Genomic DNA, 20,437 nt, shown 5'->3' on the forward strand with positions numbered 1-20,437 from the left:
ATGCGTCGGATAAAGCCATCGTTTTTAACCTGCGCCCGTTTATCACAGGAGCCAGCATTCGCGTCTGTTTCAGCCACCGCGTCCCGTAACCGAAAGTAAAAGGCTTGTGGGTTACGGCTAAGGCTTTTTCATCCGTTACCTTCCCTGTTACCTCCCTCACCTGTAACTTGCCCGGATGCACTCTCGCGCATCCGGATTATTACGCGCGGCGCTTAAGACATCGCCGTCCAACGCTTTTTAAGCAGAAAAGCGGAGGCCTTAGGTTTACGGTCTCGGGTAAATACGCCCTTTTTATTTCCCCCTACCCGAATAATGCCCTGCGAGGTGGCGAAGTCGGCAAAGTTCCACACGTGCTCCCCGACGACAAAGGGTAAGCGATCAAAGACCTTATGGTACATCTCAAGGAACGCGCACTGGTACTCTTCAGACCACATTTCGTTATAGACGGAATGAAGGCCCGACAGCGTATCAGTCCCGTATTCGGTGATGATGATGGGCTTTTGATGGCGATCGTGCCAGGCGGTAAGTTCCGCTTCCAGCGTTTTCTCCGCTGCCGTCAGATCGGCGGGATTTTCATACCAGCCGTAATATCGGTTCAGGCAAAGTACGTCAAACAGATCGCTGATCTGGTCTTCATCCAGCGAGGATTTCGTAATATTAACGCAGCAAACCGGACGGCTGGGATCCCGTTGCTTTGTCGCCTCAACCAAAGGTAGAAAATAATTCCGGCTGGCGGGTTCACGTGCGTCCGGCTCATTCGCGATACTCCACATCACCACCGAAGGATGATTTTTATCCCGGTCAATCAGTTCATGTATTGCCTCAAGATGCGCCTGCTGCGTGACCTCGTTAAGCGCGTCGGCGCAAAACAGTTTTTCTGGCCGGGCAATGTTGCGAATCATCGGCAGCGAAACGTTAAATCCGACCGCCGGGGTTTCATTAATGACCACGATGCCGTGCTCATCCGCCCAATCGAGCATCTCTTCTGCATAGGGATAATGCGCGGTTCGGTAAGAGTTGGCTCCTGTCCAGGACATCAATGCATGGTCGTGCACCAGCAGCACATTGTCGAAGCCTTTGCCGCGGAGATCGGCATCTTCATGTCGGCCAAATCCCTTGAAGTAAAAGGGCTGGTTATTAATAAGAAAACGGTCGCCCTTCACCTGGACAGTCCGAATCCCCACCGGCAGTTCATAACAGTCGGTTTCGGCATTAACGATCAACCGGTACAGGTAAGCCTTACCGGGCTGCCAGAGCACGGGCCGACTCACCGCCAGACATCCTTCACGTCCCGAACCTTGCGCAACCGGCGTTCCCTCATGATCGATTAACTGACAGGTCACATTACCCGGTGCGTCAATGCGGTAATGCACCGCGCCCGAAAGGAGATCGTCGGTGAAATCCGTATGTACCTCAATGTCCCTAATAAACTCGCGCGGCGTGGTATAAAGCCAGACGTGACGATGAATGCCCGCATAGTTAAAGAAATCGTGGAAATAGTGCTGCTTCAACCGCCCGTCCTGCTCGGCAACCACGCCCGGCGGAATGGTGTGCCACGACAGCTCGTTGTTTACACACACCGTGAGACGTACGACGCGTTTCGTCGCCACATGGGCGGTAATATCGCATTCGAATGGCGTATAACCGCCCTGGTGGAACAGAATCTGTTCGTCGTCCAGCCATACCGTTCCACGATGCGTGACAGCGTCAAAACGCAGCACCACGCGCTGCTCATGCCAGCGATCGGGAATGCGGACCTCGGTCTGGTACCAGACATCGCCCACATGCGAGCGCACCTCCTCATCGGCGAACTGATCGTTATAGCTTCCGGGAACCGCCACTTTGCGGGCACCGTTAAGACGGCCTTTCCACCACTCATCGGTCAATCCGCGCCTGTCTGCATCACGTTTAAACGTCCATAAACCATCGAGTAATTTAGCTTCACGTGACGCCGTTTCAATAGGTTTTAACATCTGACCTCCCTTCTGTTCGTTAAAGCGCAAAAAATATTGGTTATTTCAACATAAAGTCGTACTGTATTCCGGCTTTGACATCCCAGTAATAGAGGTTATTACCCAGCGAACTGCCGTCCCTTTTTTCTTTAGCGACATCCGACGCCACATACATTTTCAATCCTGATAGCGGCCCTTCCTGTACGTTATAGAAAACACCGGCGAGAATGCCCCGTCCCTTCATCCGGATGGTTCGTCTTGTATCTTCATAACCGCGGGTAATCAGAGGGGCGAGCATGACGCTCAGGTTTGGCTGAAAGAAATAGTGTGCGCCGGCCTGTAGAGAAAACATATCTTCTTTATTTCTGTCGATACTCAGGGAGTTGGGATAGCCGATATCAGTATCAACATTCGAACCAATGCCGTTCATTGCATGAGTGACAATTCCTACCGCGCCAAAAAAGCTTATTTTGGGCATGCTGTAGGTAACCTGACCTGAATAAACCTGAGTATTATTGTGATAGCTCTGAGTACGTGATACGCCATTTAACAACGCATGAAACGCCAGCAGTTCGACTTTAATTACGTTGTTATTTTCAAGGGGAAATTTCTTTTCAATCATGGCCTGATACTGAGAAGAAACATCCTCCTGCCACGCGCCGCCAAGAGCATAAAGGCTGTTTTCATCACGCCAGCTGCCGGCCAGAAATGAACGTGCCCGCCGGGTGTCGTAACGACCGGTGGCGGTGTTATAGATCCCTTCATTGCGGACCCCGACTGCCGCATCCGGCCAGAGAAAAACGCGTGTGCGATACATCGCCCACAGATCGATATTGTCGTCTGGCTGATAACGGCCCAGCACGCCTTCCGATAGCGTTGGCATGGTTCGGGTGGATCCAGAGGCAATCAGGGGAATACGATATGGCAAACTGCCATAGCCGTTATCAGTACCGAAGCGACCTATTTTAAGGTGGATATTATCCTGAGGTTTTAACTTTACTGCCCCCGTCACCAGGCCAAAGCTGTCGTGGTCGGCAAGATAGCCGCGTGTACTCCATTGTTCTTTGGCACCAAGCTTATAAACATAATAAGCTCCGGCTTCGATACCAATTAAATCTGAATAATAGTGCGAGTTTGCATCAATCATGGCGCCCTGAACCCAGCCATAAATATTTTCTTCGTAATTACCTGCACTGGGTCGATCGGCGCGACGAAAATCATTTTTCAGTCGAATGCGTAACGCATCTTCATCATCGTTAATGTCTGCGGCCTGGAGTAAGGGTGAAGTGAATGCCAATAGTAATAACGCTATTGTGAGTTTTTTAGTTTTCATAATCATTTTCTTTTTAGAGAGCAGAGGTAGGGTTATGTTATTAATTAAATTATATCGGCAGGTTACTCCCGTTTATTTTTCTGTTCTGTTTACACCGGGCAGCCTCAGCAGACAACCACCCTCAGAATCTTATTTATCAGGCAAAATGTGCGTACGCATTAAACCGGTTTGCCTGCGCCCTCTTTTTCCAGCATATAAGACGCTGTATCTGCTCTTTTGAAAAAGGGATACCAGACAATTATCTGCACCGCGACCAGCGCAACCTGTAATACCGCAATTTTCCAGCTGCCTTCCATAATGCCGCTTAAGATAATGGGCATGCCCGTAATGGGTGTAATCCCGGCAACGCGAGGCACAAGACCGATATAGGTTGCTACATAGGCAATGACCAGGCTGATGGCGTTCATAAAGATAAAGGGAATAGCAAAACGGAAGTTAAATACCATCGGTGTGCCAAACACCAGGGGTTCACTGATGCCAAACAGCGCGGGAACCGTAGTGAGTTTGCCCAGCGTTTTATATTGCTGGCTTCGGGCAAAAAACAGCATGAGTAACGTCAGACCAATCGCACTGGCCGACATGGTATAGGTGCTGACAAAGGCCCGCCCGGTGATGTTCGGCAATGACTCACCGGCAGAGTATGCGGCCAGTTGCATTGCATCCATCGCGGTAAAAATTGGCAGCACGACGGAGTAGATGACCATGGTGCCGTGGATCCCGACAAACCACAGCAGCTGCGCCAGCGTCCAGAGCAGAATGATGGAGACAATATTTCCTCCCATGCCCTGAAGCGGAATTTGCAGGAAGGTATAGATAAACTGATGCATGTTTTTGAACGGCGTGGCCGTAAAAATGACCGACACGGCAGCAAACAAAATTAATGAGACGAAACCAGGGATCAGGCTACTAAAACTGCTGGACACCACCGGCGGCACGCTGGCAGGCATCTTAATAGTAAACCCTCTTTGTTTAATAAAAACGTAGACCCGGGTTGAAAGCAAGCTGACCACAATGGCGGTAAATATGCCCGTTCCACCTAACCATTGCATAGGAATAATGGGCAAGCCGGTTTCGGCGAAGGCCACCGGCGTCACGATGAAGAAATTCAGCAACGCCAGGATTCCGCAGAATAACGCATCTTCGTCATGTTGCCTGGCATAACTTCCCGCTATCGCGACCCCGAATATCACAGCAAGGAAGTTGGTGGTGAACATAATGATCGTTTTCAGTGCGGTGGCAATCCCTACACTGGCAATAAAGGCGCTATAGGCCGGAACGGGTAAATTCAGGAACAATGCGGCAAATGCACCCAGTATCGTTATCGGCATGGCACTCATCATGCCGCCTGTAATGCCGTTTACCAGTTTACTGCTCTGAATGGTATTAACTACAGGATTAATTTTATTGGTTATCGTCTTTCGGTCAAATTTAGGCATAATGATCCCCTGCCAAATTTATTTGGCTATGCACCTGATGTTTTATTCGTGGTTTACTTTAATAAAGCGATCGCGTCTGCCAGGACTTTTTCACCATTCATCATTCCGTAGTCCACCATATCGACCACGGCGACGCTAATGCCCTGAGGTTCATACTTTTCGCGCAGGTCATCTTCCAGATAGGATATTTGTGGCCCGAGAAGAAGTACGTCTGTCTTTCCGTTATGCGTTTTGAATTTTTCTTCAGGCATCGCAATAATGCTCACGTCGATTTGACGCTGTTTGGCACTTTGCTGCATTTTTGCCATCAACATAGAGGTGGACATTCCAGCCGCGCAAACTAATGTGATGTAGATCATATGTATTTCCTTATCGCTATTTATTGTGGATGAGTTTATACATTTCAATCATTTCGATGGCGATATCTCGTGTTGTCATCGCACTGATTAAATGATCCTGACCGTGGACCATAATAAGTGAAACGGCACAGGGGTTCTCTTCACGAGCCTCCGCCTGAATCATTTCCGTCTGAAAATGGTGAGCCTTTTGTAAAAATTCACTGGCTTCTTTTATCCGCAATTCTGCCATTTCAAAATCGCCCAATCTGGCCGCTTTCATGGCCTGCATGGCTTTACTTTTCGCGCTGCCGCCGTTGACAACTAACTCAGTGATAATATCCTCAAGACTAATTTCCATCACGTTACCGCTCCGTTTTCTGATGATTTACGTTCATCTTAATCCTCACCCTTTTCTCTCTCCAGCGGGAAATTTACCATATTGAACATGGTAAATTTTGCCTGTCGCTTACAGCGCGTCACTTCCTTTAAGCAGATCCATGATGACGTCAAAGGTTGGGTTATTAAGCAGTTGTTGTATCGCGGCAGAATCAAACAGCAACTTTGTTGTCAGTTGATAAAAATGGCCGACGTCGCTGTCTTCATCGGCAGAAATCGAGACAAGGAATACCACCTGTACATCGTTGTGGCCCCACCATACCGGGCGCTCTAATATTCCGATGGCGACAAAGCTATTTGGCGTCATCACCTGGAAGGGATGCGGAATGGCCACAAGATTACCAAAGTCGGTTTGCCCTAATGCTTCCCTTTTCATCACCGCATCATAAAAGCCGGCGGGCAGCGGAAAGGTTTTTTCCGTGTGCTGGCACAATATCCTCAGCACCTCTTCTTTTGTAGATGCGCTGATATTGGTCAAAAAAAGTTCGGGCCGATAGTATTTATATAAAAAAACATGATTATTGCTTTCAAATACTTCACTGCAGGTTGCGATATCTTTGCTTTCAAGAAACTGTGTGACTTCGAAGACGGGCACTGGCACCTCTGTATTCACGGGAACCGTTGTGAAAATGTAATCAATGTTCTTGCCGGCAAAGTCAAAGCTCCCCAGTTCCCAGGCGGTACATTCATAAATGTGCTCTACATAGTTTCCAAACGCCTGTCTGTATTTATACATGAATAACTGCGTTGTGCCTTTTCCCGACGCACATACGATGATGATATTTTTCTTCTCTATTTTTTTATCTTTTTTCATCCGCGCCAGTTCAAAGATGATGGCAAAATAAGCAATTTCATCGTCAGGAATCCGGGTGGCATAATGTTCAGACAGTGCAATACAGGCTGTGGCCGCCAGAGTATAGGCAAAGGCATATTCTTTTTTAATTTCATGCAGCAGTGGATTACTGAGTGGAATGTCGAACTGCATGCGGATGTCCAGCGGAACCAGATGTTGATTTAACGACATGCGCAGCTCAAGGTTATCCATGAAATCGATGTTGAAACTCTTGAGCAGAATTTCCAGCATTCGCCCGGTCAACTCGTCGATCTTGCGCGAGATAACGATATTGACGCCGGATTTTTTACCTGGTGTGGAAGAGAGCTTGGCGCCCATGTGCAGGGCAATATAAGAAAATTCGTTTTGATTCAGCGGGAGGCTTAGCGCTTCCTCAACCTGTTGCACGATCAGCCCTGTCGCCTCAATAACCTCAGGCTTGACCAACATGCCTATTCTTTGGTGATCGATGGAAACGGCATGACCGTGCTTTGTTCGGTACACCGCAATAAAAACATGTGAAACCAGATTTTCCAGTGAGACTTCGGAGATGCTTAAGCCACAGCGGTGCAGCACGGATAAAACAATTTTACCGATTATCTTCAATCCCTGCTCTTTCTCCCCCTCTACATTCATAAAATGATTAAACCGGATAAGGTTATTGGCTATACAAGTACGTTTATCAAATTCATTTCCCTGAACTGCAATACCATAGTTAGGCCGACGGTCGAGTATGAGTTGATGCAGATGAAGGATGTCCTCGACTTTTTTCAGGTCCGCAGTCATCGTATTGCGGGAAACGTAACAGGTTTCACACAGGTCATCTAATTTAATATAGTTCTCGCGGCTCAGCAGATTAGCCAGAATAAAAATCACTCTTTCATTTGAATTGGTCGGCCGCTGTGCGTTGCTGCCTTTTTCCAGCGAGGTTGTCAGGCTTTGAAAGTCTTCCTGGTTATAAACCACCAGCTGATAGCCCATGCTGGATTTGGAATGTATTGAGGCACCGCGCGAAGTCAGGATGTCATTTAACGCTTTTAACCGGGTCCGCACCGTTTTTTCACTCACATTCAGCCGACCCGCCAAATCGCGTGCTGTATGAAAATCCTGGTCAAGCATTTCATTAAAAAGGACCGATAATTTACTGTACATACCATCCCCTTTATAATAATTATCTGCATCCTGATAATTTTATCATCGCCGATTTGCCAACTCCACCCAGGTGGTCACCATTTGAATCTGGTAAGCAATTGGGTTAAAAGCCTTTTTTTTAGATGCGAGTCACACATTTGCTATGCGTGCAGCAAAACATGGCATCGGTGAAGCCTGATTCTCACGCCTGTCATTATGCGAATTCAGCCTGAATCCCGGCGACAAACACCCGGACAGAATTCAGCCCGAATACGCGAATTTGGCGTATGCTTTAATTTTGACGGACACAGAGGTTATTGTCGGAGAAGTGATAATCAGGATATTTAACCGTTTTATCTCATTATTTTTACTGCGGCCGCAACCCAATCAAGTCCGTTATTAAACAATTAAAAGAAAATAGTGCTTAAATATCGAATGCGTGCGATTTCAAATTAAAAGTCGCGTATTTCAGTCACGTACGGATACCTGTTGACGAAACTGCCAGGATTTTTTTACGCCACCGCTCCGCTGGCGACGTGCATTACTATCCTGGCCGCTATTTGCTGACAGGCACCCTTAGTCGCGCAGGGTAAGCTTATTCCTGCGCCTCGAGATTTATTACATGGCTTCGGTCACCGTCGAAAAAGCGCACCACGTTTTCGAACGCGGTGCCGAAATACAGGCTGTAGCTGTCCTTCTCGACATAGCCAATGTGCGGCGTGCAGAGCACGTTGGGCAGTGATAACAGCGGATGCGCGGGATCGTATACCGGCTCCTGCTCGTAAACGTCCAGAGCGGCAAAACCCGGGCGGCCCTGGCGCAGCGCACTCAGCAGCGCATCGGCGGCCACCAGCTCAGCCCGGCTGGTGTTGACGAACAATGCATCGGGCTTCATCTGCACCAGATCGTCGCGCGTGATATTGCCCTCGGTTGCTGCCACTAAGCGCTGATGAACGGTTATCACGTCGCTGGAGGCAAAAAATGCCTCACGGCTGGCAGGCACCATCACTCCCTCCTGCTGCGCTTCCTGCCTGGCGCGATCGCTGCCCCAGACCTGCACCCGCATACCAAATGCCTTTGCATAAGCCGCAATCCGCTTGCCAATTTTACCGTAGCCCAGGATCCCCAGCGTCTGGTTACTCACGCCCTGCCCCAGTTCTGCCTGCCAGTGACCGGCGCGCATGGCGTTAACGGCCTGAACGAACTTTCTGCGGGCTGCCATAATCAGCAGCCACGTCAGTTCAGCCGGTGCGACGGGCGAGCCGACGCCCTCGACAATCGCCACACCCGCCCGTGAGCAGGCCGCAATATCGATATTGCGGGCGACCTTACCGGTCTGACTGATGAGCTTTAGTTGCGGCGTGCGCTGTAAAAAGGCCTCGTCAATGGTGGTGCGCTCACGGATCAGGATCAAGGCCTGAGCCGTCGCCAGCGCCTGTTCTGCATCAGGATCGAGGCTGATATCCCCAACAGCGGTACAGGTAAATTGGGGATGGCATTGCAGGCAGTCGAGGCCTGCCGTGGCCTGATGATAATCGTCGGGAATACAAACCTGTATCGTCATGGGATCGCGCGCCTTAAGAATGGAGTTGGCTTGTTGCCGTCGGCTGAATAACCGCCCTACATCATTAAAACAGCCTCTCGGTTACGTCAATGTCCTTGTGCAGAATGCGCGCCATGCCGCCCGAGGCAGTGCGAAGTGTGCGCCGGACGATGTCATTCACACCTCAGCGATTGCTCGCCCTTTCCCCGTCACTTATCTCGCTCTAAAACATCGCAAAAAAGTCGAATAAAAAGTCGAATAAAAATCCGCATACGCACGTTCACTCATCATAAACCTGAAGTAGAGAACGAAAGCCATGATTCACACACAACCCAAGAAACCCCGACAGCGCTACGACGGAATGACCCTGGTGCTGCACTGGATTACCGCGGCCAGCGTCATCTTTTTGTTTGCCAGTGCGCACATCTGGGAATGGCTGGAGCGCGGGACACCGCTCCGGAAAGGCTTACAGTCAGTGCATATTTCCTGCGGGATCGTGCTGGCGCTGGTCATGGTGATCCGTCCGGTCTGGCGGCTAATGAGCCAACGTTCGCCGCGTTACGCGATGCCCGCTGCCGCCGTTTCACGTCCGGCGAAATTCCTTTCTCACTGCGTTCACGGTGCGCTCTATCTGCTGCTGTTCACGCAAATTGTGCTGGGCTTTATGTTTCGCTGGGCGCAGCAGGAACCCTTTGGCTTTTTTGGCCTGTTCGATCTGAGCGGATGGGTGCATGTCGATCCTCTGCTCAAACATGCTCTGGGTGAATTACACAACAATGTCGCCTGGGCACTGATTATTCTGGCCGCGTTCCATGCTCTGGCCGCCCTGTTCCATCACTATTTTCTCCGCGATAACGTGCTGCGCCGCATGCTGCCCGTTCGCCCCTCTCGTTAACTGGAGCACTACCATGAAAAACACCGCTTCACTGCTGCGTACCCCAGGCCGTAAGCTGCTGGTTCCGGCCCTGCTGTTCGTTATCCACGTCGCCCCGGCACTGGCCGCAGGCGATGACAGCACCAACAGTAAAATTCCGGACTGTCCGCGCGGGCAGGTTTACGACAGCAAGACCAAACAGTGTGTTTCCGACAAAACGGCGCGCCTGAGTGACGAAGACAAGACAAACTATGCCTATCATCTGGCGAAGAAAGGCGACTATCAGGCCGCGCTTACCCTGCTGGATAGTCTGAAACAGCCCGACACCGCAGAAGCCTGGAATTACCGGGGTTATGCCACCCGAAAACTCGGGCGTACCGACGAAGGGATCGGGTATTATCAACGCTCGCTGGCGCTTAACCCGCGCTATGCGAAAGTGCGCGAATACCTGGGCGAAGCGTGGCTGATTAAGGGCCGTCCCGACCTGGCAAAAGTGCAGTTGAAAACCATCGCCAGCCTGTGCGGTACAGGATGCGAAGAGTATCGTGATTTGCAGGCCGCCATTAATGGTCATCCGGAATCCTGATACCTACGATGAGGACAGTCACATCACGACCAGCGAAGTTCGCCAGCAGCTTGCTGCCCATCTGACGCGCCTGTGGCGCTACGGGCTGGTGCTGTCCCGAAACCACGACGTTGCTGAAGAACTCGTGCAGTCTACATGCGTACGCGCGCTCGAAAAGAGCGCGCAGTTTACGCCGGGTACCCGGATAGATCGCTGGCTGTTCTCGATCCTTCACTCTATCTGGATTTCCGACCTGCGCGCCCGCCGCGTGCGGTTAGGACAGGGCTTTGTTGAAAGTGAGGAACTGCTGGCGCCTGACACGCGGGAACGTGATGATGAACGCCTGCATTTTCAGAAAATCATGCAGCGCGTCAGCGCATTGCCAGAAGCCCAGCGCAATACCGTCTTTCTCGTCTATGTTGAAGGATTTACCTATCAGGAAGCCGCAGAGACGCTGGCCGTACCCATCGGCACCATTATGAGCCGGCTGGCAACCGCGCGTTCGGCGCTGGCAAAATCGTTCGATGCTCAGGCTTCTGCGCAGGAGAAACGCTCATGAACACGCTACGCTTTGCGCCCCCCTTCAGCGACGAAGCGCTGGTGGCCTGGCTGGATGGCGAAATGAACCCTGATGACGCACGCAGGCTCGAATTACTGCTGGAAACCGATGCTGAACTGGCTGAACGCATCGATGAACTGATGAAAAGCCAGCTCGACTTTGACACGGCCTTTGCGCCCTTACTGGATAAGGCCCCGGAAGCAAAAATGCAGCGCCGGCTCGACGCGTTGTTAAACGCGCCAGCGCAGGCACCCGCCGCCGATGTTGTCGCTACCGCGACATCGGGCATTAGCCGTCGTTCGCTGATTGCAGCCTCGCTGAGTTTTCTGATGATCGGTTCAGGCCTCGGCTACCTCGCCCGCCCGGCTAAAACCAGGCTGAGTGAGAGCGAGAAGATTCGCGATCTTGAAGCCCAGTACATGTCGCTCTACAGCGCAGAAACGCTGCTGGATGCGGATAACTCCCCTGCCGCGTTACAGCATGGCCTGGCCCGCACCGCGCAGGATATTGGCCTGCATCTCAATACGCAGCAGCTTTCCCTGCCGGATGCAGAGCTGAAGATGGTGCGCATGTTGCGCTATGACAGCACATCTATCGCGCAAATTGCGTGGATCCATGCGGAATATGGCCCGATGGCGCTATGCATTTCGCCGGACGCCCAGCCTGCCTCAACCGGGCTTCAGCGCGAACAGCGCCATGATATGCGCCTGGTCTGGTGGCACCACGGCGGCTATCAGTTTGTCCTGATTGGCCGCAACCCGGACGAAGCACTGGCAAGCAGCGCCAGCGCCCTGAAAAACGCCCTTAGCGCTTAACGGCGTGGGGCGCTTTCAAGGCACATGACTGGCCTCTGCCTGAATATCAATCTTGATCGTCACCGTATCATCCACCAACGCGGTGAAGCGATCCATATGGTAGGCCGAGCGGGAAATCGTGGTCATGGCATGTAGCGCGATCCGTTCATCGCGTTGCGCCGTGCGGTCGTGCTCTTCCATCGTGGCTTCCAGAATGACCGGTCGCTGAACGTCTTTTACCGACAATGAGCCAAAAATCCTGAAATTGCCGTTGCCCTGCGCCACGATCCGGCTGCTGGTAAAGACGATATTGGGATAACGGGGAGCATCAAAAAACATGCTGCTTTTTAACTGATACGTCAGCAGGTTGTTGGACGCGATAAGCGTGGTGACCGGAATAGTGACCTTCACACGATTATCCATTTCATTTGCCGGATTCAGCGCAACCTCGCCGGTTACGCCCGTTAATTTCGCATGCGAAATACCGCCAAATGCGTGCCATGACAGCCCTATCGCGGTGTCAGGTGTGGAAATCGTGTAGTAAAGTGAAGCCGCGTGGGATAACGGATTCAGCAGCAACCCAGCAACCAGAATAGATACAGCGCGCGTCATAACGGGATTCTCCAGTAAACAGACAACGCATTAACGCGCCAGGTAGCCACTTTATTCGATTAATACTTACAGTTATATAACATTTGAACGGATGTGGATCCCGCCTCATCGCTTTGATGTGGAAGCGGGTAGCTTGTGCGGCTAAGACAGACTCGGGATGCCGGGTGCTGATGATTTTTTGCGGGTGCGGCCTGATGACCGGCATTCTGCTTGTAGCGTTCTGGAAAACGGTTTTTTCTGCTGTCAACCTTGAAATAAGACTGTCTGCTTCTGGCACAAAGCAAATGAGCATGTCGGGTCCGCAATAAGTGACAAGCAGACAATCGCCGTTTTTCTACACTAGATAACGGCTTGTACCTGGTCGCGTATTGTTCAACAGGGAGCAGGTAACCTGTACGGCTGTCGCTGTGAATGGCTCATAACGACATGATTCAGACCGCACTCAGTTGTGCTTTTTCCTTAACAAATCCCATCGCACTTACCGTGAAGAAATAAATAAGCAATTTTAGATAGTTAGGTGCTCAATTTTTGCAACCAGCAGGTAATGTCATGATCTTAAGTGCTAATCACGTCGGTTTTTCAGTCAAAAATATTGAAGACGCATTATTCGTCTGGACCCATATTCTTGGAGGGAAGTTATTACGCGAAGGGAACATGTCTGGACCCATTATTGATGAAGTCACAGGCGCAAGGGGAGCGGATGTACGAATGGCTTTGCTTGAACTGGCTGGTATGAACATTGAATTACTGCAATACAATAACATTGAACAGCCAGAAGCGCCTTCAGCACCCTATATCCCAGGCTACGCGCACCTGGCGTTTATGGTTAAGGATCTTGATACGCTCCTGAGCAAAGTAACGGACTATGGCTGGAAGACGCCAGGGAAACCCCAGACAGTCTCATCAGGCCCCATGCAGGGAACCAGAGTCATATATTTACAAAGCCCTGATGGTCAGACGCTTGAGTTGATGGAACGCAATCAATGAAGTCTACATGTCATGACCCGTTACCTTCTTATCAGAGCAGTGCTGTTTGCAACGTGCGCTTGGTGGCACAGAGCGGACTGACCTGCTCCCTGTAAACTAACCTACCATGATGCAAGCAGCGTCCGCTCCTGGCACAGAGCGGACAGGCTAATTGAGCTAAGGTCCGCTATGAGCGAAAAGCGGACCTTGAGCGATTACAGCTTATTTATCGACGTACTCTATATCTGACCTGCAAGATAAAAAACCACCAAAAATATATATGTTTTCCCGAATGTATAGTTGCTCGATACCCCCTACTTAGCGATACTGCTCACTGTTTGTTAAACAGGAGTTGTAATGCTTCAGCTTAATCCTTTACAGCTTTTCAAAACTCTTTCTGACGAAACACGGCTCAGTCTGGTGCTCTTGCTGCGGGAAAAGGGAGAACTTTGCGTCTGCGAACTCACATCTACTCTCAGAGAATCTCAGCCAAAAATTTCCCGTCATCTTGCACTACTCCGGGACGCCGGTCTGCTTATCGACAGGTGTGATAGCAAGTGGATTCATTACCGGCTGTCACCTCATATGCCCGTCTGGGCGGCAGCTGTAATTGAACAGGCTTACCTGTGCCAGCGGGATGATATCCTGCAGCTCAGCCAGCAGGCTGAGCGGGACAATGTAACCACCAACGGCAAGCCAATCTGCATTTAAATTTTTTAACTATTCATATGTGTTTTCCCATATGTATATTTTTAAGTTCTCTGCGCCAGGCCTGACAGGTGCAGTATTAAAGGAGAGTATATGTTTCTGGCGGGTGCGATTTTTGTTCTGACGCTGGTACTGGTTATCTGGCAGCCGAAAGGACTGAGTATTGGCTGGAGTGCCGTTGTCGGGGGCGCTCTGGCGCTAATGACCGGCGTGGTGCATATCGGTGATATTCCTGCCGTATGGCAGATTGTCTGGAATGCGACGGCCACGTTTATTGCGGTCATCATCATCAGCCTGCTGTTAGATGAGTCCGGCTTTTTTGAGTGGGCAGCACTCCATGTTTCCCGCTGGGGAGGCGGCAGAGGAAGACTGCTGTTCACCTATATTATTCTGCTGGGCGCTGCAGTGGCATCGCTGTTCGCCAATGACGGCGCGGCGCTTATCCTGACGCCAATCGTTATTGCCATGCTCCTGGCGCTGGGCTTCAGTCCGGCTGCCACGCTGGCATTTGTAATGGCAGCGGGCTTTATCGCTGACACTTCCAGCCTGCCGCTAATCGTGTCGAACCTGGTCAACATCGTCACGGCGGACTTCTTTAAGCTGGGCTTCAGTGAGTATGCTTCCGTCATGGTGCCGGTGAATATTGCTTCCGTGGTGGCTACGCTGGTGATGCTGCATCTGTTTTTCCGCAAAGAGATCCCGGCAACCTATGACCTGGCGAAGCTGAAAGCGCCAGCGGAAGCTATACGCGACATGCGCACCTTTCGGGCCGGATGGTTTGTTTTACTTCTGCTACTGGTCGGATTTTTCGGCCTTGAGCCCCTTGGAGTACCGGTCAGCCTGGTAGCAGCGGTAGGGGCGTTTGTTCTCTGGCTGGTTGCCCAAAAAGGACAGGTTATCGACACCCGCAAAGTGCTGAAAGGCGCGCCCTGGCAGATAGTCATTTTCTCGCTGGGCATGTACCTCGTGGTATATGGCCTGCGTAACGCCGGCCTGACGGATTACCTCTCTGCTGCTTTGAACCGTTTTGCTGAGCACGGCGTCTGGGGTGCCACACTTGGCACCGGCTTCCTGACTGCGGCACTCTCTTCCGTAATGAACAACATGCCTACCGTGCTGGTTGGCGCGCTTTCGATTGACGGCAGCACGGCTCAGGGTGTGGTGAAAGAGGCAATGGTATACGCCAACATCATCGGCTGCGATCTCGGCCCGAAAATCACACCCATCGGCAGCCTGGCGACACTGCTGTGGCTGCACGTGCTGGCTCAGAAAAACATCACCATCAGCTGGGGCTACTACTTCCGCGTGGGCATTGTGATGACCCTGCCGGTACTTTTTGTGACGCTGGCGGCGCTGGCCCTGCGCCTGTCTTTTCAACCTTAACCCCGGGGCTGCGTCTGTGCAGCTCCTTAACGGAGTACCGTTTATGACTGATATCACTATTTATCACAATCCGGCCTGCGGAACGTCCCGTAATACTCTGGCGCTTATCCGTAACAGTGGCGTGGAGCCAACAGTGATTTTGTATCTGGAGATGCCACCATCCCGCGACGAGCTGAAAAAGCTGATAGCCAGTATGGGTATCAGCGCACGCGCCTTGCTGCGCAGCAATACAGAGCCGTATGAGCATCTGGGGCTGGCAGAAGACCGGTTCAGCGATGATGAACTGCTGAATGCGATGCTGGCTCACCCCATCCTCATCAACCGCCCGGTGGTGGTGACGCCACTCGGCACAAGGCTCTGTCGTCCGTCTGAGGCAGTTCTGGACATTCTGCCTGACGCGCAGCAGGGAGCATTTACGAAAGAGGACGGCGAAAAAGTCATTGATGAACACGGAAACCGTATCAGCCACTGATTTTTCAGTGCGCTGCCGGCAGGAAGGGAGTCGCAAAAAAAGAAGCCGGCATCTGCCGGCTTTTTCTCATATGCTGCGCTGATTAACCCGCTCAGACAGCTGCGCGGCACTCTCCTTCCTTTCGCTGTAGCGATCGGTCAGGTAGCCACTGCGCCCGCGCGTCAGCAGAGTGAACTTCATCAGCTCTTCCATTACGTCCACCATGCGGTCGTAGTAAGGCGAAGGCTTCATGCGACCATCTTCATCAAATTCGGCCCAGGCTTTTGCCACAGATGACTGATTCGGAATAGTGATCATACGCATCCAGCGCCCCAGAATGCGCATCTGGTTAACGGCGTTAAAAGACTGCGAGCCGCCGCTGACCTGCATGACGGCCAGGGTTTTTCCCTGCGACGGGCGAACCGCACCTGACGTCAGCGGTATCCAGTCAATCTGCGCCTTCATGATGCCGGTCATAGCGCCGTGACGCTCCGGGGAGCACCATACCATGCCTTCCGACCAGAGAACCAGTTCGCGCAGTTCCACAACTTTGGGATGCGTTTCAGGGGCATCATCAGGCAGCGGCAAACCGGACGGATTAAAAATTTTGACCTCTGCACCCATTGCCGTCAGCAGCCGGGCGGCTTCTTCCGTCGTCAGCCGGCTATAAGATCGTTCCCGCAGCGAGCCGTAGAGCATCAGAATGCGGGGCGGGTGCGCCACTTCTGCAGCCCTCAGCTTATCTTCCGTCAGCGGCACGTCCAGGAGTGAAGTATCAACATTTTTCAGGGTATCGTTCATGTTATTCACAATGAGGTCTCTTCATGAGTCGTCGCGGGTGACAGGCTGCAGCTTCTGCCTGCGCAGCATTCCTCTGTAAGAAAGGCCATCAGTTGTTCAAGCTGCGTATAGCAAGGTCTGCAAAACAAGGTACGGCTCTGCCGTTCCTGGCTGATCAGGCCCGCGGACATCAGCGCCGAAATATGATGACTGAGCGTGGAGGGCGGAATACCGAGGCGCTTCTGCAGAACACCGACTGGCAGGCCGTCATGACCCGCTCTCACCAGCTCCCGGTATACGCTAAGACGGGTCGGGTGCCCCAGCTCCCGAAGCGCATTTGCTGCTGTTTTTAAATCCATGCGCCCTCTTTAAACTATATTTCCAGAATAATAAAAATATAATCAGCGTCAAATATTTTTACCCGGAATGGATGGCTCGCCCTTATCCCGGTTCGGTCCAGCAGAGGAAGGATGACGACGCCAGATCACTATGGAAATCGCCGTGATGAACAGGGTAAGGATGGCAGATAAAAGCAGCGTGCCGGGTGTGCCGTATTGCTCCAGCAGTATGGCGTAAACTGACGGCGCGAGCGCCGCGAGCAAAAAAGCGGGTGACAGCAGTAAGCCTGTTTTACGGGCATACTGCTGCGGATCAAACAGCACAAGAGGCAGGACGGCCTTAATGATCGTACTCAGTCCGTTTACAGCCCCGTAACTCAGAATAAAGATGGCTGTAGCCACCGGGGTAACATTCCCTGCAAGGCCAACCAAAAAGCATAATGGCAGAATAATGCCGGTAAACAGGCTCAGACGGATCGCTGAAGTATGTGCACCGGAAGCCACGTCCAGCAGTCTGGCGCTCACCTGTCCCACCCCCCACAACATACCCGCTACGGCGGGCATACCATAAGCGGCCAGTATCTGAGGAAAATGAGCGGACACGCCGGTGGAAACAAAGGTTATCAGCGCTATCAACGTGGCGTACCACAGGCCGCTGATGAAGGCTTTCCGGTCTTCTGCTGGTCCGATCGCCTGAAGAGCGGGCTGCCCGGTAACGGGAGGTTGACGCCGATAACCTGCCGGAACGGTGGTCAAAAAAAGCAGGCTGACAATGCCTGCACAGCCGTAAACGATAATGGCATGCCGCCAGTCGGTAAAGTGCAGTAGCGCAGCGCCAGCAGGCCAGAACGCGACTGACGCGAGACCACCCAGCAGTGTGACCAGGGTGATTGCCCGGCGGGCCTCTGCGCCTGCAATTTCTACAAGCAGCGCAAATGCGGCATCATACAGGGCAAGTCGCATGCCAGCTCCCATCAGGAGCCAGACGGCAACCCACGATGTTGTTGAATGGGTAAAAGCCATCAGAAAACAACCGAGGACTATGACGAAGGTTCCCGCCATCATCACCGTGCGCCCGCCGGTACGTGCTATAAGGGGGCCGGTAAGTGGCGAGACAAGCCCCATAACAAGCATGGCAATAGTCAGCCCGGAGAATGTCACAACTGGTGACCAGCCTGTCTCCGACATGATGGCGGTCCCGAAGACCCCCGGCATATAGAATGTGATACCCCAGTTGATTAGCTGCGTCATGCCAATGCAGAAAATGGTGCGGCCTGTCAGATGCCCGTCAGTCAACCCGTGCTCTCCGGAAATGTGGCGTCGCCCTGCCCGAGCGTACGCTGCAGGATGACCGTATCAAGCCAGCGTCCGTGCTTGAAGCCCACAGATCTGAGCGTTCCTGTAATGCTGAAGCCTGCCGCGCGATGCAGGGCAAGAGAGGCGCTATTTTCGCTGTTTCCAACTACGGCCACGAGCTGGCGAAAGCTACGGTCCTCTGCCCATGTGACCGCACTCAATAACAACTTTTTTCCGATCCCCTGGCCCTGAAAGTTGGGGGCAATATATACAGAATTCTCCAGGGTGAATCTGTAGGCACACCGTTCCCGGTAGAGTGACAGGTAGCAGTATCCGCGGACATTGCCGTCCTCAACAGCCACAAACCAGGGCAGTCCTGCTGCACGCACCTTTTTCAGGCGGGCTGTCATTTCAGCCGGATCCGGCGGTTCAGTTTCAAAAGTGGCGGTGCCATGCAATACGTGATAAGCATAAATCTGCTGGATGGCAGGAATATGTCGTTCATCTGCTTCGGTTATTTCCATCGGTACGGCTCCTTCTGCGGTCATAAGCAGAGACTAACCGGAATGAATAATTTCAGACAGGCAGCAGGACTTATCAGCGGCATAAGGAAAATTTTGGCATGGCAAACCTGAACCTCGATCACCTGGCTACTTTCAGACTGGTCGTCAGCCGGGGCAGTTTCTCCGGAGCGGCTGAAGCACTTGGTCTGTCGCAGCCGGCAGTGAGCCTGCATATAAGACAACTGGAGCAGGCGCTTCAGGTCCGGCTTATTGAGCGAACCAGACGGGGAGTAAGGCCCACGCCAGCCGGGCTGACTCTCGTTGAGCACAGCATGAAAATTGATGCAGTGGTAAGTACAGCAGTTGAATCGGTGTGCCAGCATTCTGATGAGATAACCGGCACTGTTACTGTTGGCACAGGCGCAACGGCCTGTATTCATTTACTTCCCCCCTTACTACAGCAACTGCGGCAGGCCCATCCCCTGCTGAAGGTGGACGTACGCACAGGTAACACTTCCGATATAGTGCGGGGCGTGGAGGAAAATCGTATAGATATTGGCCTGGTGACTCTGCCAGCTACAGGTAAAAACCTGAGCATCATCCCGCTGGGTCCGGATGAGTTTGTTGTCATCATGGAAAAGGATGCATCAGAGCCGAGTGCGAAAATATGGAATCCGGGCGCTTTGCTGCCGCTGCCGCTGATTATCTTTGAACCGGGAAGCGGGACACGCGCCCTGATTGACCAGTGGTTCCGGGAGACGGGACATATTGCCTGCCCGGTCATGGAGCTTGGCAGTATCGAAGCTATTAAAAGAATGGTCCGTGCCGGTCTTGGCTACAGCATTGTTCCCAGAATGTCCGTTGCATGCATTGAGGAAAGATCGGGGCTCGATCTTTACTCTGTGACGCCCTCTCTTCACCGGACTCTCGGGACAGTCATGCGGGAAGACCGGATTGTAAGCAGAGGTATCAATGAAGTGCTGAAAAACCTAAACAGCAGTTTTGCAAAAAAAGAAATCAGATAAATATTCTTCGATATCTAAACCGGACAGGTCTACTCTCTCCGGCGAAGTATCACTACAGCTTTTACCAGCTACCAATGTCCGCTTTTGGCACAAAGCGGACGTTCTAACTTAGCTGAAGGTCCGCTGAGAGCGAGGAGCGGACATTGATATGTGGTCTGTGCTATGTGGATTGTTCTTGCTTCACTGGCGGGAGAGATATCCTCGCCTCCGAAATCAGTTTTTCCACTGCTTCCAGAGGGATATTCTCTTCGTAGCAGATCAAAAAGAATTCGTGTGTAACATCCGAATAGAAAACTTCAGCAATTTGCCGTAAAGGAGATGTCTCGCGGACAGATAATTCCAGAAACATGCCATCACGTAATATTTCGCTTCCAAAACTCAGTTCAAATTTAATTTGAGACATATTATACGAACTCCTTCTTTTCAATCACGCAAAACATTTTGCGTTAGTGATATCAAAAACAATTTGGTCAGGATACAGCGGAATAATATTTCGATCACGTTAATCTCAACTATAAAGCCATTCTATGAGTAATCCTGAAATCGTCATAACACGCCAACGTCCGCTCCTTGCACAGAGCGGACTGATATCATCTAAATATCCTCTATGAGCGAGAAGGAG

General features: G+C 51.7%; 22 protein-coding genes. 9 read left to right on the forward strand and 13 right to left on the reverse strand.

Annotation, left to right across the window (positions count from 1 at the left end):
* Positions 1-212 precede the first annotated feature (212 nt).
* The 7 genes from uidA to PAGR_RS12915 all read right to left on the reverse strand — a co-directional run bounded on the left by uidA (position 213) and on the right by PAGR_RS12915 (position 8,982).
* Positions 213-1,973: a beta-glucuronidase gene (uidA, locus tag PAGR_RS12885; RefSeq protein WP_014606038.1), complete on the reverse strand. Its 1,761-nt coding sequence runs from the start codon at positions 1,971-1,973 to the stop codon at positions 213-215.
* Between the two features lie 40 nt (positions 1,974-2,013).
* A complete protein-coding gene (uidC, locus tag PAGR_RS12890; protein ID WP_049792154.1) occupies positions 2,014-3,285 on the reverse strand; it encodes a glucuronide uptake porin UidC in 1,272 nt (423 codons plus the stop codon).
* Positions 3,286-3,443: 158 nt separating this feature from the next.
* The gene (locus PAGR_RS12895; RefSeq protein WP_014606040.1) at positions 3,444-4,721 is read right to left on the reverse strand and encodes a PTS sugar transporter subunit IIC; all 1,278 of its coding nucleotides are present in this window, start codon (positions 4,719-4,721) and stop codon (positions 3,444-3,446) included.
* 53 nt (positions 4,722-4,774) lie between these two features.
* On the reverse strand, positions 4,775-5,080 hold the full coding sequence (locus tag PAGR_RS12900; protein WP_014606041.1) for a PTS sugar transporter subunit IIB: 306 nt from the start codon (positions 5,078-5,080) through the stop codon (positions 4,775-4,777).
* A gap of 16 nt (positions 5,081-5,096) precedes the next feature.
* Positions 5,097-5,417 carry a PTS lactose/cellobiose transporter subunit IIA gene (locus PAGR_RS12905; RefSeq protein WP_014606042.1) on the reverse strand — a complete coding sequence of 107 codons (321 nt, stop codon included), beginning with the start codon at positions 5,415-5,417 and terminating at the stop codon, positions 5,097-5,099.
* 108 nt (positions 5,418-5,525) lie between these two features.
* Positions 5,526-7,439, reverse strand: a complete 1,914-nt coding sequence (locus PAGR_RS12910) for a BglG family transcription antiterminator (RefSeq protein WP_014606043.1) — start codon at positions 7,437-7,439, stop codon at positions 5,526-5,528.
* A gap of 574 nt (positions 7,440-8,013) precedes the next feature.
* On the reverse strand, positions 8,014-8,982 hold the full coding sequence (locus PAGR_RS12915; RefSeq protein ID WP_014606044.1) for a D-2-hydroxyacid dehydrogenase family protein: 969 nt from the start codon (positions 8,980-8,982) through the stop codon (positions 8,014-8,016).
* A 295-nt stretch (positions 8,983-9,277) separates the two neighbouring features.
* Between PAGR_RS12915 and PAGR_RS12920 the strand changes: the two genes are divergently transcribed.
* From PAGR_RS12920 to PAGR_RS12935, 4 genes are read left to right on the forward strand one after another with little or no spacing between them, the layout of a single operon-like run.
* On the forward strand, positions 9,278-9,856 hold the full coding sequence (locus PAGR_RS12920; RefSeq protein WP_014606045.1) for a cytochrome b: 579 nt from the start codon (positions 9,278-9,280) through the stop codon (positions 9,854-9,856).
* Positions 9,857-9,869: 13 nt separating this feature from the next.
* Complete coding sequence (locus PAGR_RS12925) at positions 9,870-10,421, forward strand: tetratricopeptide repeat protein (RefSeq protein WP_013025488.1); 552 nt, start codon at positions 9,870-9,872, stop codon at positions 10,419-10,421.
* Positions 10,402-10,959: a sigma-70 family RNA polymerase sigma factor gene (locus PAGR_RS12930; protein ID WP_014606046.1), complete on the forward strand. Its 558-nt coding sequence runs from the start codon at positions 10,402-10,404 to the stop codon at positions 10,957-10,959. Before PAGR_RS12925 ends, PAGR_RS12930 begins: the two co-directional genes overlap by 20 nt.
* Positions 10,956-11,774 carry an anti-sigma factor family protein gene (locus PAGR_RS12935; RefSeq protein WP_014606047.1) on the forward strand — a complete coding sequence of 273 codons (819 nt, stop codon included), beginning with the start codon at positions 10,956-10,958 and terminating at the stop codon, positions 11,772-11,774. Before PAGR_RS12930 ends, PAGR_RS12935 begins: the two co-directional genes overlap by 4 nt.
* Before the next feature lie 15 nt (positions 11,775-11,789).
* Here PAGR_RS12935 and PAGR_RS12940 read toward each other — a convergent pair whose 3' ends face one another.
* Positions 11,790-12,365, reverse strand: coding sequence for a YceI family protein (locus PAGR_RS12940; RefSeq protein ID WP_014606048.1), 576 nt, complete (start codon positions 12,363-12,365; stop codon positions 11,790-11,792).
* Between the two features lie 549 nt (positions 12,366-12,914).
* Between PAGR_RS12940 and PAGR_RS12945 the strand changes: the two genes are divergently transcribed.
* The 4 genes from PAGR_RS12945 to arsC all read left to right on the forward strand — a co-directional run bounded on the left by PAGR_RS12945 (position 12,915) and on the right by arsC (position 15,894).
* Entirely contained in the window at positions 12,915-13,352 is a 438-nt protein-coding gene (locus tag PAGR_RS12945) for a VOC family protein (protein ID WP_014606049.1), read from the forward strand.
* A 336-nt stretch (positions 13,353-13,688) separates the two neighbouring features.
* Positions 13,689-14,042, forward strand: a complete 354-nt coding sequence (locus PAGR_RS12950; protein ID WP_014606050.1) for a metalloregulator ArsR/SmtB family transcription factor — start codon at positions 13,689-13,691, stop codon at positions 14,040-14,042.
* A 90-nt stretch (positions 14,043-14,132) separates the two neighbouring features.
* Positions 14,133-15,422, forward strand: a complete 1,290-nt coding sequence (locus tag PAGR_RS12955; protein WP_014606051.1) for an arsenic transporter — start codon at positions 14,133-14,135, stop codon at positions 15,420-15,422.
* A gap of 43 nt (positions 15,423-15,465) precedes the next feature.
* Complete coding sequence (arsC, locus tag PAGR_RS12960) at positions 15,466-15,894, forward strand: glutaredoxin-dependent arsenate reductase (protein WP_014606052.1); 429 nt, start codon at positions 15,466-15,468, stop codon at positions 15,892-15,894.
* 66 nt (positions 15,895-15,960) lie between these two features.
* Here arsC and arsH read toward each other — a convergent pair whose 3' ends face one another.
* Genes arsH through PAGR_RS12980 form a run of 4 tightly spaced genes read right to left on the reverse strand, consistent with a single transcriptional unit; the run spans position 15,961 to position 18,811 of the window.
* Positions 15,961-16,674 (reverse strand): arsenical resistance protein ArsH, encoded by a 714-nt coding sequence (gene arsH / locus PAGR_RS12965; RefSeq protein ID WP_026021047.1) that lies wholly within the window; start codon positions 16,672-16,674, stop codon positions 15,961-15,963.
* A 5-nt stretch (positions 16,675-16,679) separates the two neighbouring features.
* A complete protein-coding gene (locus PAGR_RS12970; protein ID WP_014606054.1) occupies positions 16,680-17,012 on the reverse strand; it encodes an ArsR/SmtB family transcription factor in 333 nt (110 codons plus the stop codon).
* Positions 17,013-17,060: 48 nt separating this feature from the next.
* Complete coding sequence (locus PAGR_RS12975) at positions 17,061-18,287, reverse strand: MFS transporter (protein WP_014606055.1); 1,227 nt, start codon at positions 18,285-18,287, stop codon at positions 17,061-17,063.
* On the reverse strand, positions 18,284-18,811 hold the full coding sequence (locus PAGR_RS12980) for a GNAT family N-acetyltransferase (RefSeq protein ID WP_014606056.1): 528 nt from the start codon (positions 18,809-18,811) through the stop codon (positions 18,284-18,286). Before PAGR_RS12980 ends, PAGR_RS12975 begins: the two co-directional genes overlap by 4 nt.
* A gap of 98 nt (positions 18,812-18,909) precedes the next feature.
* Between PAGR_RS12980 and PAGR_RS12985 the strand changes: the two genes are divergently transcribed.
* A complete protein-coding gene (locus PAGR_RS12985) occupies positions 18,910-19,815 on the forward strand; it encodes a LysR family transcriptional regulator (protein ID WP_014606057.1) in 906 nt (301 codons plus the stop codon).
* Positions 19,816-19,975: 160 nt separating this feature from the next.
* Here the strand turns inward: PAGR_RS12985 and PAGR_RS12990 are convergent, their stop codons facing one another.
* A complete protein-coding gene (locus tag PAGR_RS12990) occupies positions 19,976-20,218 on the reverse strand; it encodes a hypothetical protein (RefSeq protein WP_014606058.1) in 243 nt (80 codons plus the stop codon).
* Positions 20,219-20,437: the final 219 nt, after the last annotated feature.

The sequence above is a fragment of the Pantoea ananatis PA13 genome (assembly GCF_000233595.1).
GTDB lineage: Bacteria > Pseudomonadota > Gammaproteobacteria > Enterobacterales > Enterobacteriaceae > Pantoea > Pantoea ananatis.

Coding starts and splice junctions, on each gene's coding strand:
- PAGR_RS12915 (WP_014606044.1), bottom strand. CDS start 8,982: ATGACGATACAGGTTTGTATTCCCGACGATTATCATCAGGCCACGGCA.
- PAGR_RS12990 (WP_014606058.1), bottom strand. CDS start 20,218: ATGTCTCAAATTAAATTTGAACTGAGTTTTGGAAGCGAAATATTACGT.
- PAGR_RS12925 (WP_013025488.1), top strand. CDS start 9,870: ATGAAAAACACCGCTTCACTGCTGCGTACCCCAGGCCGTAAGCTGCTG.
- PAGR_RS12930 (WP_014606046.1), top strand. CDS start 10,402: ATGGTCATCCGGAATCCTGATACCTACGATGAGGACAGTCACATCACG.
- PAGR_RS12955 (WP_014606051.1), top strand. CDS start 14,133: ATGTTTCTGGCGGGTGCGATTTTTGTTCTGACGCTGGTACTGGTTATC.
- PAGR_RS12980 (WP_014606056.1), bottom strand. CDS start 18,811: ATGGAAATAACCGAAGCAGATGAACGACATATTCCTGCCATCCAGCAG.
- PAGR_RS12935 (WP_014606047.1), top strand. CDS start 10,956: ATGAACACGCTACGCTTTGCGCCCCCCTTCAGCGACGAAGCGCTGGTG.
- PAGR_RS12950 (WP_014606050.1), top strand. CDS start 13,689: ATGCTTCAGCTTAATCCTTTACAGCTTTTCAAAACTCTTTCTGACGAA.
- PAGR_RS12945 (WP_014606049.1), top strand. CDS start 12,915: ATGATCTTAAGTGCTAATCACGTCGGTTTTTCAGTCAAAAATATTGAA.
- uidA (WP_014606038.1), bottom strand. CDS start 1,973: ATGTTAAAACCTATTGAAACGGCGTCACGTGAAGCTAAATTACTCGAT.
- PAGR_RS12895 (WP_014606040.1), bottom strand. CDS start 4,721: ATGCCTAAATTTGACCGAAAGACGATAACCAATAAAATTAATCCTGTA.
- arsH (WP_026021047.1), bottom strand. CDS start 16,674: ATGAACGATACCCTGAAAAATGTTGATACTTCACTCCTGGACGTGCCG.
- PAGR_RS12910 (WP_014606043.1), bottom strand. CDS start 7,439: ATGTACAGTAAATTATCGGTCCTTTTTAATGAAATGCTTGACCAGGAT.
- PAGR_RS12985 (WP_014606057.1), top strand. CDS start 18,910: ATGGCAAACCTGAACCTCGATCACCTGGCTACTTTCAGACTGGTCGTC.
- PAGR_RS12920 (WP_014606045.1), top strand. CDS start 9,278: ATGATTCACACACAACCCAAGAAACCCCGACAGCGCTACGACGGAATG.
- uidC (WP_049792154.1), bottom strand. CDS start 3,285: ATGAAAACTAAAAAACTCACAATAGCGTTATTACTATTGGCATTCACT.
- PAGR_RS12940 (WP_014606048.1), bottom strand. CDS start 12,365: ATGACGCGCGCTGTATCTATTCTGGTTGCTGGGTTGCTGCTGAATCCG.
- PAGR_RS12905 (WP_014606042.1), bottom strand. CDS start 5,417: ATGGAAATTAGTCTTGAGGATATTATCACTGAGTTAGTTGTCAACGGC.
- PAGR_RS12970 (WP_014606054.1), bottom strand. CDS start 17,012: ATGGATTTAAAAACAGCAGCAAATGCGCTTCGGGAGCTGGGGCACCCG.
- PAGR_RS12900 (WP_014606041.1), bottom strand. CDS start 5,080: ATGATCTACATCACATTAGTTTGCGCGGCTGGAATGTCCACCTCTATG.
- arsC (WP_014606052.1), top strand. CDS start 15,466: ATGACTGATATCACTATTTATCACAATCCGGCCTGCGGAACGTCCCGT.